The sequence below is a fragment of the Saccharomonospora glauca K62 genome, assembly GCF_000243395.2.
Lineage (GTDB): Bacteria > Actinomycetota > Actinomycetes > Mycobacteriales > Pseudonocardiaceae > Saccharomonospora > Saccharomonospora glauca.
The window spans coordinates 3,719,298-3,734,546 of sequence record NZ_CM001484.1 but is presented as its reverse complement, the minus strand read 5'-3'; the positions used below and the strand labels follow the sequence as shown (position 1 = coordinate 3,734,546).

Sequence of the window (15,249 nt, the reverse complement as noted above, 5' to 3'; positions counted from 1 at the left end):
GGCGGCCTCCGGTCTCGGCCGCCACCCGGCATTGTGTCCGTCACTCGCCGCGTGCCGTTCGCGCGTTTCGGGCCTCCGAGCCCTTCGGCGCGGGCACAATACCCCCGGTGCCCGGCACGTGCCCTTGCGTGTCGGAGATGCGACGGACCGTGCGAGCAGAGGACGTGCGATGACCTTTCCACCCCAACCCGGCGCGAATTTTCCGGGGCAGTACCACGGGGGAGCCACCCCGTACCACGGCGGGCAGGTACCGCCCGCGGGACCACCGGGATACGGCGGCTTCCCTCCTCCGCCACCTCGCAAGAAGAAGACCGGGTTGTGGGTCACCCTGGGAATCGTCGTGGTGGCGCTGGCGGCCTTCGCCGTCACGGCTTTCGTCGTGCCGGGATTTCTCGTCGAGGAGGAGTCCAAGTCCAAGCGCGCCGCGAAGCCTTACACCGCCGAGGACACCACCGTTCAGGAGGAGACGGCGCAGGACTTCGGTCGCCGCGTCAAGGACGCGCTGCAAGCGGGCCAGCCGGATGCCGTGACACCGTTGCTGTGCCCCGACGCCACGGAGGAGCTCAAGACGTTCGCCGAAGGACTTCGCGAGCCGCAACCTCTCACCCACGTCAGTGTGAACGGAGGCATCGCCGGCGAGGACGAGAAGAAGGGCATCACGAGGGCGGTGGTGCCACTGTCCGGTAGCGCGGTGGGCCACTCCGACGTCGACGGTGAGGTACCCACCAGCCTCCTTTTCCACAAGGGGGCTGACGGATGGTGTTGGCAGGATCTGCGCGACATCGTGAGCTATCTGGAGGACTTCCGGGACGCCTTGAACGCGGGCGACCTCGACGCACTGCACTCGATGCAGTGTTCGGGCGAGCAGTTGGGGATGCTGTCGGACCCGCTCGCCGACGCGATCGCTCTCGGCGAGAAGTGGACGATGAAGGACCCCAGCCACGACCCCGGGGCGTCGAATGTCGACTTCGTCGGTGGTGATGCCACATTGGACATCGGAATCAGTTCCACCAGCGGGGAGTTCTGCGTCATGAGCGGATTCTTGGAGAAGTGACCGCCGACGAGCCCGGCTCTCACCTCGTCGTCTTCGGGAGTGAGAGCCGGGCTCGTCCTATGTTCATTGATGTCCGGGAATCTCAGCTCGCGACGGGGGCCGGCACGCTCGGCTTCGTGGTGGGCTGACGCGAGCTCACCACGCCGCGCAGCGAGAGGCCGTTGGTCTCCGGCAACAGCAGTACCGGGACGGTCGCGATCGCCGCCGCGCCCATCAGGTAGAACGCGGGCCACATCGTGTTGCCGGTGGCGTCGACCAGCGAGCCGACGATGTAGGGCGCGGTGCCCGCGAAGGCCGCGGTCGACACGTTGTAGCCGATCGAGAAGGCGCCGTAACGAACTCGCGTGGGGAACATCGCGGGCAGCGTGGACGCCACCACGGCCAGGAACAGCACCAAGCAGCCGCCGAGCATGGCCAGGCCGCCGATCAGCATCAGACTGTTGACGCCGTCCTCGGTCTTGCTGCCCTCCATCAAGCTGAACGCCGGGATCGGCAGGGCGAGGAAGCCCGCGCAGCAGGCGACGAGGAGCGGCTTGCGACCGATCCGGTCGGACAGCGCGCCGATCGGCACGATCACGATCAACATCGCCAGGATGACGCCCATGATGATGAGCAGCGGGGTGTTGCCTTCGAGGCCGAGCTGGTCTTTCAGGTACGTCTCGATGTAGCCGAGGAGGATCCAGTCGCCGACGTTCAATAGGATCACCAGGCCGATCAGGTGCAGGATCGACTTCCAGTTGGTGGTGAGCAACTCCTTGAGCGGCGACTTGGCGACCTTGTGCTGACCTTCGAGGTCCTTGAACAGCGGAGTGTCCTCGACCTTCGTCCGCAGCCAGAGACCCACCAGGCCGAGCGGGCCCGCGATCAGGAACGGAATCCGCCAGCCCCACTGCTGCATGGCCGCGTCGCCGAGAACGATCGTGCACAGCGTCACCGTGGTGGCACCGAGGAAGAAGCCCACGAGGGTGCCGAACTCCAGCCAGCTGCCGAAGAAGCCGCGCCGCTTGGGTGGGGCGTACTCGGCGATGAACGTGGCCGCACCCCCGTACTCACCACCGGCGGAGAAGCCCTGCAGACCGCGTAGCAGGATGACGAGGATCGCCGCCCAGATGCCGATCTGGTCCCAGGTCGGCAGGAGTCCGATCACGAACGTCGAGCCCGACATGAGCAGCACGGTGAGGGCCAGGACCTTCTGCCTGCCGAGCTTGTCGCCGAGCGGGCCCAGCACGAAGCTGCCGAACGGCCGGATCACGAAGGTCACCGCCAGGAGCGCGAAGGTCGCCAGCGCGCCCTCCGAGGTGCTGCCCGCGTTGAAGAACGTCTGGCCGAGGATCGCCGGCATGAAGCCGAAGACGCCGAAGTCGTACCACTCGATGCAGTTCCCCATCGCCGACCCGGCAACGGCCTTACGAACGGCCTTCGGTTCCGGCACGGTATCAGCGTGCGGCGTCTGTGTGTTTTCTGCCGCCATGAGACCTCCCCGACCAGACAGTTGTGTCCGGCCAGTCTCCGCAAAGGTTCAGCCCTTCGCCACCGCTTGAGGTGAAATGTCTGGAATTGAGGACGTTTTACGGCGCCCGGATCGCCCCGCTGCCTCGAACGGAGCAGTTGAAGTGACATCGATCTCACCAGTCGGGTCGGGGGGCCGTTTTCGGGTCAGTGGTTCGGTCGACGACGTGAGTATCGTCACCGAGATTCCCGACCGGGGGCCGTTGAAACCGCCGTCTCTGGGGTCCTTTGTAGACATTGATTGTTCACGCAGAGTGTTCGATGGCAGTCGCGTGCCGCAATCGAACATGTTCAACCAATCGGGTGAATGGTGTGTCCCGCGGGTTGCGCTGTCCTAAGTGGTCGGTCAACTCGCCGCGGGTACGGTGACGTCCGGGTACTGACGGCACGTATGAAGCGCTCCACGCCGGGTAGGGAAGAGGTGAGGTGACCACGACGACGTTCCGGAGGCCAGCATGACGCGCGAACCAACGCATCGCCGCGCGACCCGTACGATCCGAGGAAGGCACGCCCGCGACCGAGGTGAACGCTGACGCCACATGGACGAGCCGGGTGGGGTCGAACGCATCGTCGCCTTGTCCGACGGTGTGTTCGCCATTGCCCTCACGCTGCTCGCCCTGCCGCTCGTGGACGCCGAGATCCACGCCGACGACGTGTGGGGCGACTTGCTCGGTCTTTCGCCGAAGCTCCTGGTGTTCGCGCTGAGCTTCGCCGTCATCGGTCGTTACTGGCGGGTTCACCACCGCGTGTTCGCGCGCATCGTCCGGGCCGACGGGACGTTGGTGGCGCTGAGTCTGCTGTTCCTCTTCTGGATCGCCTTGCTGCCCTTTCCCACCGCGGTGCTGGGCGAGCACGGCGACACCGCCGCCGGGGTGGTGCTGTACGCGACCACGATCGTCCTCACCGGTCTGAGTTCCACGGCGTTGTGGTGGTACGCGGCGGTGGGGCGGGCGCGGCTTCGAGCCGACGCCCGCCCGTTGACACACGAGGACACCGATCCGGAGGAGGTCCGTCGTAGCCTCTCGGGCGGGACCGCGGTGGTCGTCGGATTCGTTCCGTCGTTGCCGTTGGCGTTCGTCGATCCGACGCTCGCCGAGTTGTCGTGGCTACTAGTGATCCCTTTTGGACACTTGATCGACCGGATGTCCCGGAGAGGCCGTTACTTCTGGCCGTAGCCGCGCAACCGGTCGACGACGTGCTCGATCTCGGTCCGGGGCAGGAGCTTGGGCGAGCCGACCGCGCGCGCCGTCAGCCATACCTGACACACCCACTCCAGTTGCTGCGCCCGCGAGTACGCCGCCGCCAGTCCGGCGCCGTAGGTGACCGTGCCGTGGTTGCCGAGCAGGCAACCACGGCGTCCTTCCAGCGCGGTCACCATGTTGTCCGCCAGCTGCTGGGTGCCGTAGGTGGCGTACGGGGCGACGCGGATGCTGGCGCCGATAGTGGCCACCATGTAGTGCACGGCCGGCACCTCGTCGACCAACGTCGACACCGCGACGGCGTGGGTGGAGTGGGTGTGGACCACCGCGGTGATGTCCGCCCCGTCGGGGTCCGCGGCCCGGTTGTAGACGGCGAGGTGCATGGGCATCTCGCTGGTCGGCTTGAGGTCGCCCGCCACGGGCGAGCCGTCGAGCCGCAGCACCGGGATGTCCTCCGGGCGCAGGGACTCGTAGTCGACGCCCGTCGGGGTGACCGCCACGAGATCGCCCTCGCGCACGGAGATGTTCCCCGACGTCCCGACCACCAGGCCGTCGTCGAGCATCCTGCGGGCGTAGTCGCACACCGCCTCGCGGTGTTCGGCAAGCAGCATCTATCGGCTCCACTGTTGACGTGCCGAGGCCAGCGAGTCGAGGTAGTCGGCGTACCCCTGCTCGTAGACCTCGGCGATCTGCGGTTGTACGTGCACCGTGTGTGAGTTGGCCGCCCAGAGGTCCGCGTCGAACGGCTCGGACAGCGCTTCGGCGGCCACCAGGACGGCGCCTCGCGCGCCGACCCCTGGATCGCCGGGAACGACTATGTCCTTGCCGAGCACGTCGGCGAAGATCTGGGTCCACTCCGGCGAACGCACCCCGCCGCCGTTGGCGTACAGCGTGCCGGTGAGTCCCGCCGCCTCGAAACAGTGACGAGCGGCGTAGGCGATCGACTCGCACAGTGCCCGAACCAGGTCGGCGCGACTCGTCTCCAGGGACAGGCCGGTGAACTGCGCGCGGGCGGCGGCGTCGACGAACGGGGCCCGTTCCCCCGAACTCGACAGGAACGGCAACGCCCGCACGCCGCCCGCCCCCGGTGTGCTCGCCGTCAGCAGCTCACCGATCGTGGTCACGTCGATGCCGAGCATGCGGCACGCCCAGTCGAGTCCGGCGGTACCGACCATCGCGGGCATTCCCCGCAGGTAACGTCCCTCGTCGGGCGTGCACAACAGCATTCCGGCGGGCTCGCCCTCCGGATCGAACTCGGGGCTCGTGCTCAGCACCTGGCAGGCGAGGGTCGTGCCCGCGGTGAGGATGCCGTCACCGGGTTCGCGGACCCCCGCGCCGATGGCGCAGGCGGGCAGGTCGAACGGCCCGCCGGTGACCGGGAGGCCTTCCGGCAGTCCCAGAAGCTCCGCGCCCGCGCGGTTCAGCCGGAACACGGCGTGGGGCTTGGCGGGTTCGGCCAGCAGAGACTTCCGGTGCCGCAGTCCGCACGCGGCGATGGCCTCGTCGTCGTACTGCCGGGTGCGGGGGTCGAGGAAGGGCAGGGAGGCGTCCGAGACGTCCACCGTGATCTCGCCGGTCAGCCGTTGCAGCACCGCGTCCACGCAGTAGCCCGCCACGGCCGCCCGGTCGAGCGAGGACGGCTCGTGTTCGTCGAGGTACGCCAGGATGGGGCCCGCGCAGCCGGGGAACATGCCCGAGCCCGTGCGGCGGAAGACCGCGCGCGTGACGCCCGTGCGTTGCCATTCGGTGAGCAGGGCGTTGGCTCTGCCGTCCAGCCACGAGATCGCGGGCCGGACGCAGAACCCGTCGGCGTCGCGCAACCACACCCCGTCGCCCTGACCCGTGAGGGCCAGGGCGTCCACAGGGCCGTCGAGCTGGGCGGTCACTTCCCGCACCACGGACGCCACTGTCCCCAGTACCTGCTCGAAGTCCTGCTCCACCGCCCCGCCGGGCAGGTGCCGCACCCGCGACGGTGCGGACGCCTGCGCGACGGAGACGCCGGCGTGGTCGAAGACCACGGCCTTCGTCAGTGAAGTGCCGATGTCGACGCCGATGATCCGCAGCATGACTACCTCGTCAGCACGTCCGGGTTGGCGACGTTGGCCAGCGCCTCGCCGCGGACGTACCGGCCGACCTCGGCGGCCACGATCGCCGCGGCGCGGTCGGCCGTCTGCTTGCTGGCGCCCGCCAGGTGCGGCGTCGCGATGACGTTCGGCGCGTCCCGCAGCGCCCAGTCGGCGGGCGGCGGCTCCACGTCGTAGACGTCGAGGGCCACGGCCCCCAGACGACCGGAGCGCAGCATCTCGGGCAGCGGCGAGTAGTCGAGGAGGCCGCCGCGGGCCGAGTTGACCAGTACCGCCCCGTGGGGCAGCAGGGCCAGCTTCTCGGCGTCGATGAGGTTGCGGGTCTCCTCGGTGAGCCGGGCGTGCAGGCTGACCGCGAAGCTGCGCCGCATCAGCTCGTCCAGCTCCACCAGCTCGGCGCCGGCCGCCTCCACGGCGGCACGGTCGGCGTACGGGTCGGCGACCAGCACCTTCGCGCCGAAGGCGAGCAGCACCTTCGCCACCCGCGCGCCGATGGCGCCGTACCCGACGAGGCCCACGGTGGTGCCTTCCAGCTCCACCCCCGCGTTGGGGTAGGCGTAGTAGTCACCGCGCCACGTGCCCGCCAGCAGCTCGGCCGACGACGTCGAGATCCGACGCATGGCCGCCAGCAGCAGCCCCACCGCGAACTCGGCCGCCGCCGCGGCGTTGCGCCCCGGAGCGAAGGTGACGGCCACGCCCGCCTCCGTGGCCGCGGCCAGGTCGACGTTCACGGGACCGCCCCGGCACACCGACACCAGCTTCAGGTTCGGGGCCGCCTCGAACACCTTCCCGGTGAACGGGGCCATCTGCGTGACGGCGACCTCCGCGCCGTCCAGCGCCTCGATCACCTGCTCCTCGGTGCCGCTGGCCTCGTTCACCTCGGCGACCGGGCCGAAGGGCTCGATCGGCCAGGGGAGCGAGAGCTCCCGGAACTCGGGGTCGACCCCCGTGCCGGCCAGCTCCGCCCGCACGGCGGCCTGCAACAGGTCGGTGCCGACGAACTCGTCTCCTGCGCTGAGAATTCGCATCCCATTCCTCCTAGAAGCGCCGTCAGCAGGCGGTCCGGGTCTCGTAGTCGGTGATGCAGGCGACCTTCGCGGCACTGGCCGACTGGGGATCGAAGGTGTAGCCGACCCACTCACCGGTGATCTTCTTCGCCAGTTCGGGGCCGATGACCCTGGCTCCGAAGGTGATGATCTGGCAGTTGTTGGACTTGATCGACCTTTCGGCCGAGTAGGAGTCGTGTGCGACTGTAGCCCGGATGCCGGGCACCTTGTTGGCCGAGATGGCCATGCCGATACCGGTCCCGCACACCAGGATGGCCCTGTCGGCCTCGTCCTTCGCGATCTTCTCGGCCGCGGCGATGCCGAAGTGCGGGTAGGCGGTGTCGTCGTCCGCGCTCTCGGCGCCGAGGTCGATGACCTCGCTGACCCGGTCGTCGGCCTCCAACTGGTCGCGCACGGCGTTCTTCAGCTCGACTCCGGCGTTGTCCGCCGCCACCACGACGCGCATCAGTTCTCCTTCTCCAACTCGTCGCCGATGGCCGACACCAGCAGCGCGAACGACGTCGCGCCGGGGTCGGCGTAACCCTTGCTGCGCTGGGCCAGCCGTGCCGCCCTGCCCTTGGTGGGCAACAGGTCGGCCGTGTCGGCCGCGGCCTGGGTGGCGCGCTTCGCCGCCGCGCTCCACGCCTGCGCCACGCTCGCGCCGGTTCGCGCCTGCTCGCGCAGCGTGTCGCGGAACGGTTCGAGGGCGTCGAGCATGGTCTTGTCGCCGGGGCGCGCCTTGCCGAGCTCGACGAACGCGGCCACGGCGCGGTCGACCGTGTCGGCGACCGTCGTGGCGTCGACGCCGTCGGTCAATCCGGCGCCCGTCTCGGCGAGCAACACGCCGTACAGCGCGCCGGACGCCCCGCCCGCGGCGTCGGCGAACGCCGTGCCCGCCGCCAGCAGTGCCGCGGACAGTTCGGCGCCCGACGACTCGGCCCGGCGCGCGGCGGCCACGGCCGCCCGCATGCCGCGGGTCATGCCGAGCCCGTGGTCGCCGTCGGCGGCCACGGCGTCGAGCCTGCCGAGTTCGTCCTCGTTGTCCTCGATGCGCACCATCGCCGCCGTGAGGAGGCGATCGACCGGACCGGCGGTCCTCGCGGTGTCGGGCCGGGCCAGGGAGTCGTCGACCGTCGCCACGGGCGCAACCGGTTCCAGCGAGACGCCGGTGCTGCGGTACGCGGGCGTGTCGCACGGCGCGGCGTAGAGCGGGGCGAGGTCGTCGTCCAACGCGAGCACGGTCAGCGACACTCCGGCCATGTCGAGTGACGTGACGAACTCGCCCACCTCGGTGTGCAACGGGTTGAGCCCCTCGGCCGCGAGTCGTTCGTGCACGCGCTTGTAAAGCACGAACATGTCCTCGTACTTCGTGGTCCCGAGGCCGTTGAGCAGCACCGCGACCCGGCCGTCACCGCCGTTCGGCAGCTCGGGCAGCAGGCCGTTCACGAGTTCGTCGGCCACGCCCACGGCGTCGAGCCTCGGCACCGTGCGCACCCCCGGCTCACCGTGGATGCCGAGCCCGAGCTCCATCTCCGTCCCGTTCACGGTGAACAGCGGTTCGGCGGCGCCGGGCAACGTGCAGCCGTCGAACGCCACCCCGAACGTGCGTGTGTTCGCATTCGCCCGCGTCGCGAGTTCGTACACCGCGTCGAGGTCGTCGCCCCGCTCGGCGGCGGCGCCCGCCACCTTGAAGACCATGAAGTCACCGGCCACGCCACGGCGTCGTTCCGGCTCGTCGGCGGGTCCACTCGCGACGTCGTCGGTCACCAGTACCGTGCGGGACTCGACGCCCTCGGCCGCCAGCCGCCGCGCGGCGAGTCCGAAGTGGAGCACGTCGCCCTGGTAGTTGCCGTAAGAGAAGAGCACGCCCGCGCCACCCTCGGCGGCGCGCGCGGTGCGGTACACCTGCTCGGCGCTGGGACTCGTGAAGACGTCTCCCACCACGGCGCCCGTGGCCAGTCCGCGTCCGACGAGACCCGCGAACGCCGGGTAGTGGCCGCAGCCGCCTCCGATGATCACGGCGACCTTGCCGCGTTCGGGAGCGTGCCGGGCGACCACGCCGTAGGCGTCCGGCACCTTACGTATCGTGCGCCCGTAGGCTCCGGCGAAGCCGTCGAGCCAGTCGCGTTTGAACGTCTCGGCCCGGCCGAGGGTCCGGGACTTCCGTTGGGTCATGCGGGCCTCCCCACGGCGTCGTTGTCGGTGTCGCTCGCAAGTCGGTCGAGCAGGATGCGGCGCACGGCGTCGTTGCTGTCGGCCACCGCGCTGGCGAGTGCCAGGGCGTCCGGCTTCGGTGGGTAGGTCTTGTTGGGCAGCGCGACGACGGTGAGCCCGGCCGCCGCGGCGGCGCGGATCCCGTTGCTGGAGTCCTCGACCCCGAGGCATTCCTCGCCCTTACGGCCCAGGCGTGCCGCCGCCTCCAGGTAGACGTCGGGGCTCGGCTTCCCGCGCGGTACTTCCGCGCTGGACACCGTGGCGGTGAACTTGTCGGTCAGCCCGTAGGTCGCGAGAACGGCGTCGATGAGTCGACGCGGCGCCGACGACGCGAGCGCGATCGGAACACGGGCGCTGACGTCGATGACCATGGTGTCCGCGTCCGGCAGCAGTGGTGCCCGGCCGGCATCGACCGCCGCGATCATGCCGTCGACGACCGCGCGCTCCACCGCTTCGGGGCTTTCGGGGGAACCACTGCGTTTCGCGAGGTAGGCGGCCCATTCGGGCGCGCTCATCCCCTGCACCGTGGACGTGTCCTCCGCCGTCCACTCGACGCCGTACCTCGCCGCGTAGGCGATCCAGTTCTCCTCCCACAGGTGTTCGCTGTCGACCAGGACGCCGTCCATGTCGAACACCACCGCGGCGAGTGCCATCGAATCACAGCCCCTTTCACACGATCGCTGTTAAGTTAACACCGTGATTCGGGAAATGTAACTCCCAAGAGTGTGCGAACCGTCGTCTCGTGGGACGGAGAGAGGGCGTGGCCAGCCGTAAGTCCGGTGGTGGGGTTGTGCGGCCGGCGGGAGGAGAACGGTTGCCGGAGGTGACACACTCTCACCATGAGCAGTGACAGGTCCGGGACCGCGCGCAGCCGACAAGCCCGTCAACAACGCATCGCCGACTTCGTCATCGAGCACGGGACGGCCGCGCTCGCCGACCTGGTGGAGCTGACGGGTGTCAGCCACATGACCGTTCACAGGGACATCGACGATCTGGCCCGACGCGGGGTGCTTCGGAAGTTCCGCGGTGGGGTGTCGGCCTTGCCGTCCACTGTGTTCGAGAGCAACGCGGAGTACCGGCTCGGCGCCCACGTCGAGGCCAAGGCGGCCATCGCGCGCCGGGCCGCGACCTTGGTGGAGCCCGGTATGTCGATCATGCTGGACGACTCCACGACCGCGTTGGCGCTGGCCAAGCTTCTGCCCGAGTTCACGCCGTTGACCGTGGCCACCAACTACCTACGCGCCGTCGACGTGCTGAAGGACGTCGACGATCTCAGGCTCATCTGCATCGGTGGGGACTACTCGCGTACGCACGACTCGTTCCTCGGCATGCCGTGCCTGGAGACGGTTGAGCGCATCACCGTGGACATGGCGTTTCTGTCGACGTCGGCCATGAACGCGCACATGACGTTCCATCAGGAGCCCGAGATCGTGCTGGTGAAGCGGGCGATGCTCGCCTCGGCCGAGACGAAGGTGCTGCTCATGGACTCCAGCAAGATGCCCCGCGCCGCGCTGCACCGGTTGGCCCCGGTCGATCACTACGACCGGTTGATCGTGGACTCCGGAGTGGACGACACGTTGGTGAAGGACCTGCGGGAGCGCATCGAGGTCGACGTCGCCCCGCTGTGATCACCGGTGTGCCGGGCCGTGGCGTACTCGTCGGCTGAAACGGTCAAGTGGCAGAGAAACCACTTGTAACATCTTGCGCGTTAACTTAACGGCATTCATGATGCTTTCCGTCTGAGTACGGAGGCGTTCATGGTTTCAACGACGACACCACGGTCGACGGAGCGCGGCGGTCTCGCCCGCCTGCTGGACCGGTGGGGGCTTCCCGCGCCCCTCTTCCTCGGGTACGTCGGTCTGCTGCTCTTCATGATCGGCGATGGCGTCGAGTCGGGTTTCATCACACCGTTCATCGCCGACCACGGCGCGGGCACCGAGGTCCGTGCGTCCTACGTCATCACCGTGTACGGCGTGGCGGTCATGCTCGCGTCCTGGCTCTCCGGCGCGTTGTCCGAGCTGTGGGGCCCGCGTCGCGTGATGTTCGTCGGTCTCACGGTGTGGCTGACGTTCGACGCGCTGTTCCTCGCCGTCGCCGTGGCCGGGGAGAACTACCCGCTGATGCTGGTCTTCTACGGCCTGCGCGGATTCGGTTACCCGATGTTCGCCTTCGGCTTCCTCGTCTGGATCACCGCCGTCGCTCCGGTGGCCAGGCTCGGCGCGGCCGTCGGGTGGTTCTACTTCGCGTTCACCGGTGGGCTGCCCACCCTGGGCTCGCTGGTCGCGAGCTTCACCAACCCGATCCTCGGCCAGTACGGAACCCTGTGGCTGTCGGTCGGTATCCTGGGCCTCGGCGGTCTCATCTGTCTGCTCGGCGTGCGGGAGCGCACCGGCTATCAGCGGCTGGCTCCTCCCGAGGTCAAGCCCGTGCAGAGTCTGCTGTCGAGCCTGTCGATCGCGTGGAAGAACCCGCGGGTCGGCGTGGGCATGATCGTGCGCGTCATCAACACCGCGCCGGAGTTCGGCATGCTGGTGTTCTTCCCGACGATCTTCGCGCACGAGATCGGGTTCGGCATGAGCCGCTGGCTGCTGCTCGTGTCGGTCATCTACGGGACCAACATCTTCTTCAACCTCATCTTCGGCGTCCTGAGCGACAAGATCGGTTGGCAGACCACGATCTTCTGGTTCGGTGCCATCGGCTGTGCCATCTCGATCCTGCTGCTGTACTTCGTGCCGTTGAACCTCGGCGCCGACTACTACTGGGTCGCGCTCCTCGTCGGCGCGCTCTACGGTGCGACGTTGGCGGGCTTCGTGCCGATCTCGGCGTTGCTGCCCTCGCTCGCGCCGGAGAACAAGGGGGGTGCTATGGCCCTGCTGAACCTGGGTGCGGGTGCGGCCACGTTCGTCGGTCCCGCCATCGTCAGTCTGTTCCTCGGGCCGGTCGGAGCGGCGGGCGTGGTCGTCATCTTCGCGACGCTCTACGTGGTGGCCGCCGTGCTCACGCGCTTCCTCACCCTTCCCGAGACCACGAAGAAGGCCGTGGAGAAGGACGTCAGCCTCACCGAGGTCGCGGGAGGCGAACCCGTGACGAGCTGACAGCGCTCACCCGAGACGGGTCGCGGACGGCACCGGGCGGTGTCGCCTGCGACCCGTCGTCGTCTTGAGAGCCGTTTTTTAACCACTTGACCGTCGCTGCTTCTCCGCGATTGAATGCCGGGTCCACGACGAGGTCTGTGTGTCGACGTCGGGGACACCGATTCACCGGGGAGGGTGCCGTGACCGCACAGATCACCGCGGTTCTGATCTGACCTTTCGCGCACCGCTCCCTTCAATCGTCTCTCTTCCTTCGTCGCGGCTTGTCGTCGTTTCCGAGGCCGTTCATCGTCTCGTGTCGGGTGCGGTGCATTCCGAATCAGTCCACTGTGTTCACTCGTAATCATGTCCGAAAAGGAGCGATGAGCGACTTCAACAAGGCCGTGATCGAGGAGTTCCGCGCCCATGAGGGAAGGGCCGGCGGGCCGTTCGAGAACGCTCGTCTCCTGCTGCTCACCACCACCGGCGCCCGCAGCGGCAGACCGCACACGGTGCCGCTCGCATTCCTGCCCGACGACCGGGGACGCCTGCTCGTGATCGCCTCGGCGGCGGGCTCGCCGCGCCATCCCGCCTGGTATCACAATCTTCGTGCCGACCCGAGGGTCACCGTGGAGATCGGCGCGTTCACGTTCGAGGCCGAGACCGAGATCCTCTCCGGATGGGAGCGCGACGAGACGTTCGCCCGTATCGTCGCGGCCATTCCGAAGTGGGCGGAGTACCAGCGAAAGACCGATCGCGTCATTCCCGTCGTGGCACTGACACTCGGGGAGGCCGAGCCGAGCGACCGCCGGCGAGGCGACGAACTCGTCGCCGTCCACGACATGTTCCGGCGCGAGCTGGCACTCGTTCGTCACGAGATCTCCGGTTCGGGACCCCGGTTGGGAGCTCAACTACGAATCAACTGCCTGATGGTCTGTCGCGGACTGAGCCGTCACCACGTGACGGAGGATGCGGAGCTGTTTCCCGTCCTCGACGAGGAACATCCCGAACTCGGCCCGGTGGTGCGGCGACTGCGTGCCGAACACGAGGCGGTCGAGCGGCTCCTCGGTGAGCTGCGGACGGCGCTCGACGCCGACGACCTCGGCCGTGACGGGCTCCGGGAGAAGGTGGATCACCTCACCGAGGTGGTCGAGGCCCACTTCGGCCGCGAGGAGGAACAGCTCGTGCCCGTGCTGAACGGCAGGTCACGGTGAACGAGGCGGTCGTCTAGCCACCGGAACCGGGACGGGAGGAGGTGGGTACCGTGGGCACCTGCTCGCGACCGGAGCGGCTTTCCGGGTCCGCGCGGGGCGCGGTGCTCACCTCGGCCCAGACGACCTTGCCGGTCGGTGTGGCCTCGAAGCCCCAGTCGTCGGCGAAGGAGTCGACGAGGAACATTCCGCGGCCGTGCGGGCGACACGTCGACGGCATGAGCACGGTCGGAGGCAGCGAACTGCCGTCGTGGACCTCGGTGCGCAGCACGGCCTCCTCCCGCCACACGCGCAGCCGCAGGGGGCCGCGGGAGTGCAACACCGCGTTGGAGACCAACTCGGAGACGATGAGCAGGAAGTTGTACCGGGTCTCGGGGTCGACATCGCCGATCACGGAATCGGCGTCGCGTCGCGCTCGGCTCGGGACGTTCTTGTCCGAGTCGAGCCACACGTCCATCAGCGGGGTCGCGTGCGGAGCCCTGATCCTCCGAGTCATCTACGTTTCCGGCTCGATCTCGAACAGAGGAAGCAGACCCGCGATCTGAAGTACTCGATAGGCGTACCGATCGACGTTGACCAACTTCACCGTGCCGCCGCGTTCACTGATGCGCGCGTGTGCTCGAACCAGTGCGCTGATACAGGCGGAGTCGAAGAAGGACAGCCTTTTGAAGTCGACGACGAGCCGGTCGGCTCCTTCCGCGAGCAGCTGATCCAGCGCATCGTCCAGTTGAGGCGCCACATCGTGGTCGATCTCGCCACAGAGAGTGATTCGCCCTTCGTCGTTGCTCACCAGTTCGACGTGGACCGTGGAACCCTCGGGTCCGTCGGAAATTCGCATGGTGGGCGATTTGTCGCCGTCCGTCATGTTCGACCGCTCCTGGATTTCGCCTACACCTCCTACCGGGGAGTACCCAACCTGGAGGTTGGCCATGTCCGTGCCCTAAGTTTGCCAGGAACAGCCGCATATCTCAGCGCGAAGAAATCCCCCTTCATTGGAGCCGACACGTGACCGACGAAATCCACCATCCAGTCCGGGCCCGTGTGCTCCAGTTCCTGGCGGAACACGAGGAGGACATCCGGCGCGAGTGGGTGGCGACCCCGTTGTTCGGCACCCGCGACCGCGTGGACTCGCGGGAAGAGGTGTCCGCGTTGCTGAGCGGGGTGAGGGAGGTCATCCGGACCGAGGCGGAGGAGGACCCCGGCGCCGACGGGTTCGCCGAGGTGAGCACGGTGCTCGGGTCCCTGGCCGCACGGTCGGCGGGCGGTCCCTCGGGCAGCAAGCGACCCGACGTCACCGTGCTCAAGAAACCGCTGCTGCGGTTGTGGGAGCAGCAGGAGGTGCCGGGCAACGATGCCTACTATGGGGCGCTCATTCTGTCCGCGGCCCTGAACACCCTGAGGATCACGCTGCTGGAGATCGAGCTGTCCGCGGGCGCCGACACGATCCTCGCGCAGCAGGAGCAGCTCGCCGAGCTGTCCACCCCGGTGGTCAAGCTGTGGGACGGCATCCTCGCCATCCCGTTGATCGGCACGCTCGACAGCATGCGGAGCCAGGCCGCCACCGAGAGTCTGCTCGAACAGATCGTGAAGCAGCAGGCCAGGGTCGCGATTCTCGACATCACCGGGGTCACCGCCGTCGACACGCTCGTGGCGCAGCATCTGCTCAAGACGGCGATGGCGGCCCGGTTGATGGGCGCGGAGTGCATCATCAGCGGAATCCGCCCGCAGATCGCGCAGACGATGGTGCAGTTGGGGATAGACCTGGGTGAGGTCGCCACGCGGGCGACCCTGGCGGATGCCTTCGCGTACGCGTTGCGAACGTCCGGTTTCCTCCTCGCCCGGACCGACGAGATGAAGTGAC

General features: G+C 68.3%; 15 protein-coding genes. 6 read left to right on the top strand and 9 right to left on the bottom strand.

Going from position 1 to position 15,249, the window contains the following annotated elements:
- The first annotated feature begins 169 nt into the window (after window positions 1-169).
- On the top strand, window positions 170-1,054 hold the full coding sequence (locus SACGLDRAFT_RS17390) for a hypothetical protein (protein WP_005466217.1): 885 nt from the start codon (window positions 170-172) through the stop codon (window positions 1,052-1,054).
- Window positions 1,055-1,136: 82 nt separating this feature from the next.
- On the opposite strand, the gene SACGLDRAFT_RS17385 is transcribed toward SACGLDRAFT_RS17390, so the two are convergent.
- Window positions 1,137-2,525, bottom strand: a complete 1,389-nt coding sequence (locus tag SACGLDRAFT_RS17385; protein WP_005466216.1) for an MFS transporter — start codon at window positions 2,523-2,525, stop codon at window positions 1,137-1,139.
- Between the two features lie 577 nt (window positions 2,526-3,102).
- Between SACGLDRAFT_RS17385 and SACGLDRAFT_RS17380 the strand changes: the two genes are divergently transcribed.
- Entirely contained in the window at window positions 3,103-3,738 is a 636-nt protein-coding gene (locus SACGLDRAFT_RS17380) for a TMEM175 family protein (protein WP_005466215.1), read from the top strand.
- Here SACGLDRAFT_RS17380 and SACGLDRAFT_RS17375 read toward each other — a convergent pair.
- Genes SACGLDRAFT_RS17375 through SACGLDRAFT_RS17350 form a run of 6 tightly spaced genes read right to left on the bottom strand, consistent with a single transcriptional unit; the run spans window position 3,723 to window position 9,759 of the window.
- Window positions 3,723-4,373 (bottom strand): class II aldolase/adducin family protein, encoded by a 651-nt coding sequence (locus tag SACGLDRAFT_RS17375; RefSeq protein ID WP_005466214.1) that lies wholly within the window; start codon window positions 4,371-4,373, stop codon window positions 3,723-3,725. The genes SACGLDRAFT_RS17380 and SACGLDRAFT_RS17375 overlap by 16 nt on opposite strands.
- Entirely contained in the window at window positions 4,374-5,828 is a 1,455-nt protein-coding gene (locus SACGLDRAFT_RS17370; protein WP_005466213.1) for an FGGY-family carbohydrate kinase, read from the bottom strand.
- A 2-nt stretch (window positions 5,829-5,830) separates the two neighbouring features.
- Window positions 5,831-6,874: a 2-hydroxyacid dehydrogenase gene (locus tag SACGLDRAFT_RS17365; RefSeq protein WP_005466212.1), complete on the bottom strand. Its 1,044-nt coding sequence runs from the start codon at window positions 6,872-6,874 to the stop codon at window positions 5,831-5,833.
- Between the two features lie 22 nt (window positions 6,875-6,896).
- A complete protein-coding gene (locus SACGLDRAFT_RS17360) occupies window positions 6,897-7,358 on the bottom strand; it encodes a ribose-5-phosphate isomerase (RefSeq protein ID WP_005466211.1) in 462 nt (153 codons plus the stop codon).
- Window positions 7,358-9,067 (bottom strand): dihydroxyacetone kinase family protein, encoded by a 1,710-nt coding sequence (locus SACGLDRAFT_RS17355; RefSeq protein ID WP_005466210.1) that lies wholly within the window; start codon window positions 9,065-9,067, stop codon window positions 7,358-7,360. Before SACGLDRAFT_RS17355 ends, SACGLDRAFT_RS17360 begins: the two co-directional genes overlap by 1 nt.
- Window positions 9,064-9,759 (bottom strand): HAD family hydrolase, encoded by a 696-nt coding sequence (locus tag SACGLDRAFT_RS17350; protein WP_005466209.1) that lies wholly within the window; start codon window positions 9,757-9,759, stop codon window positions 9,064-9,066. Before SACGLDRAFT_RS17350 ends, SACGLDRAFT_RS17355 begins: the two co-directional genes overlap by 4 nt.
- Before the next feature lie 186 nt (window positions 9,760-9,945).
- On the opposite strand from SACGLDRAFT_RS17350, the gene SACGLDRAFT_RS17345 reads away from it, so the two are divergent.
- From SACGLDRAFT_RS17345 to SACGLDRAFT_RS17335, 3 genes are all read left to right on the top strand, one after another.
- A complete protein-coding gene (locus tag SACGLDRAFT_RS17345) occupies window positions 9,946-10,734 on the top strand; it encodes a DeoR/GlpR family DNA-binding transcription regulator (RefSeq protein WP_005466208.1) in 789 nt (262 codons plus the stop codon).
- 129 nt (window positions 10,735-10,863) lie between these two features.
- Window positions 10,864-12,201, top strand: coding sequence for an MFS transporter (locus SACGLDRAFT_RS17340; protein WP_005466207.1), 1,338 nt, complete (start codon window positions 10,864-10,866; stop codon window positions 12,199-12,201).
- Between the two features lie 359 nt (window positions 12,202-12,560).
- Window positions 12,561-13,391 carry a nitroreductase/quinone reductase family protein gene (locus SACGLDRAFT_RS17335; protein ID WP_005466206.1) on the top strand — a complete coding sequence of 277 codons (831 nt, stop codon included), beginning with the start codon at window positions 12,561-12,563 and terminating at the stop codon, window positions 13,389-13,391.
- Between the two features lie 13 nt (window positions 13,392-13,404).
- On the opposite strand, the gene SACGLDRAFT_RS17330 is transcribed toward SACGLDRAFT_RS17335, so the two are convergent.
- Both SACGLDRAFT_RS17330 and SACGLDRAFT_RS17325 read right to left on the bottom strand, forming a co-directional pair.
- On the bottom strand, window positions 13,405-13,884 hold the full coding sequence (locus SACGLDRAFT_RS17330; protein WP_005466205.1) for an ATP-binding protein: 480 nt from the start codon (window positions 13,882-13,884) through the stop codon (window positions 13,405-13,407).
- Window positions 13,885-14,253, bottom strand: coding sequence for an STAS domain-containing protein (locus tag SACGLDRAFT_RS17325; RefSeq protein WP_005466204.1), 369 nt, complete (start codon window positions 14,251-14,253; stop codon window positions 13,885-13,887).
- A gap of 140 nt (window positions 14,254-14,393) precedes the next feature.
- On the opposite strand from SACGLDRAFT_RS17325, the gene SACGLDRAFT_RS17320 reads away from it, so the two are divergent.
- Window positions 14,394-15,248, top strand: a complete 855-nt coding sequence (locus SACGLDRAFT_RS17320; protein ID WP_005466203.1) for an STAS domain-containing protein — start codon at window positions 14,394-14,396, stop codon at window positions 15,246-15,248.
- The last annotated feature ends 1 nt before the right edge of the window (window position 15,249 follow it).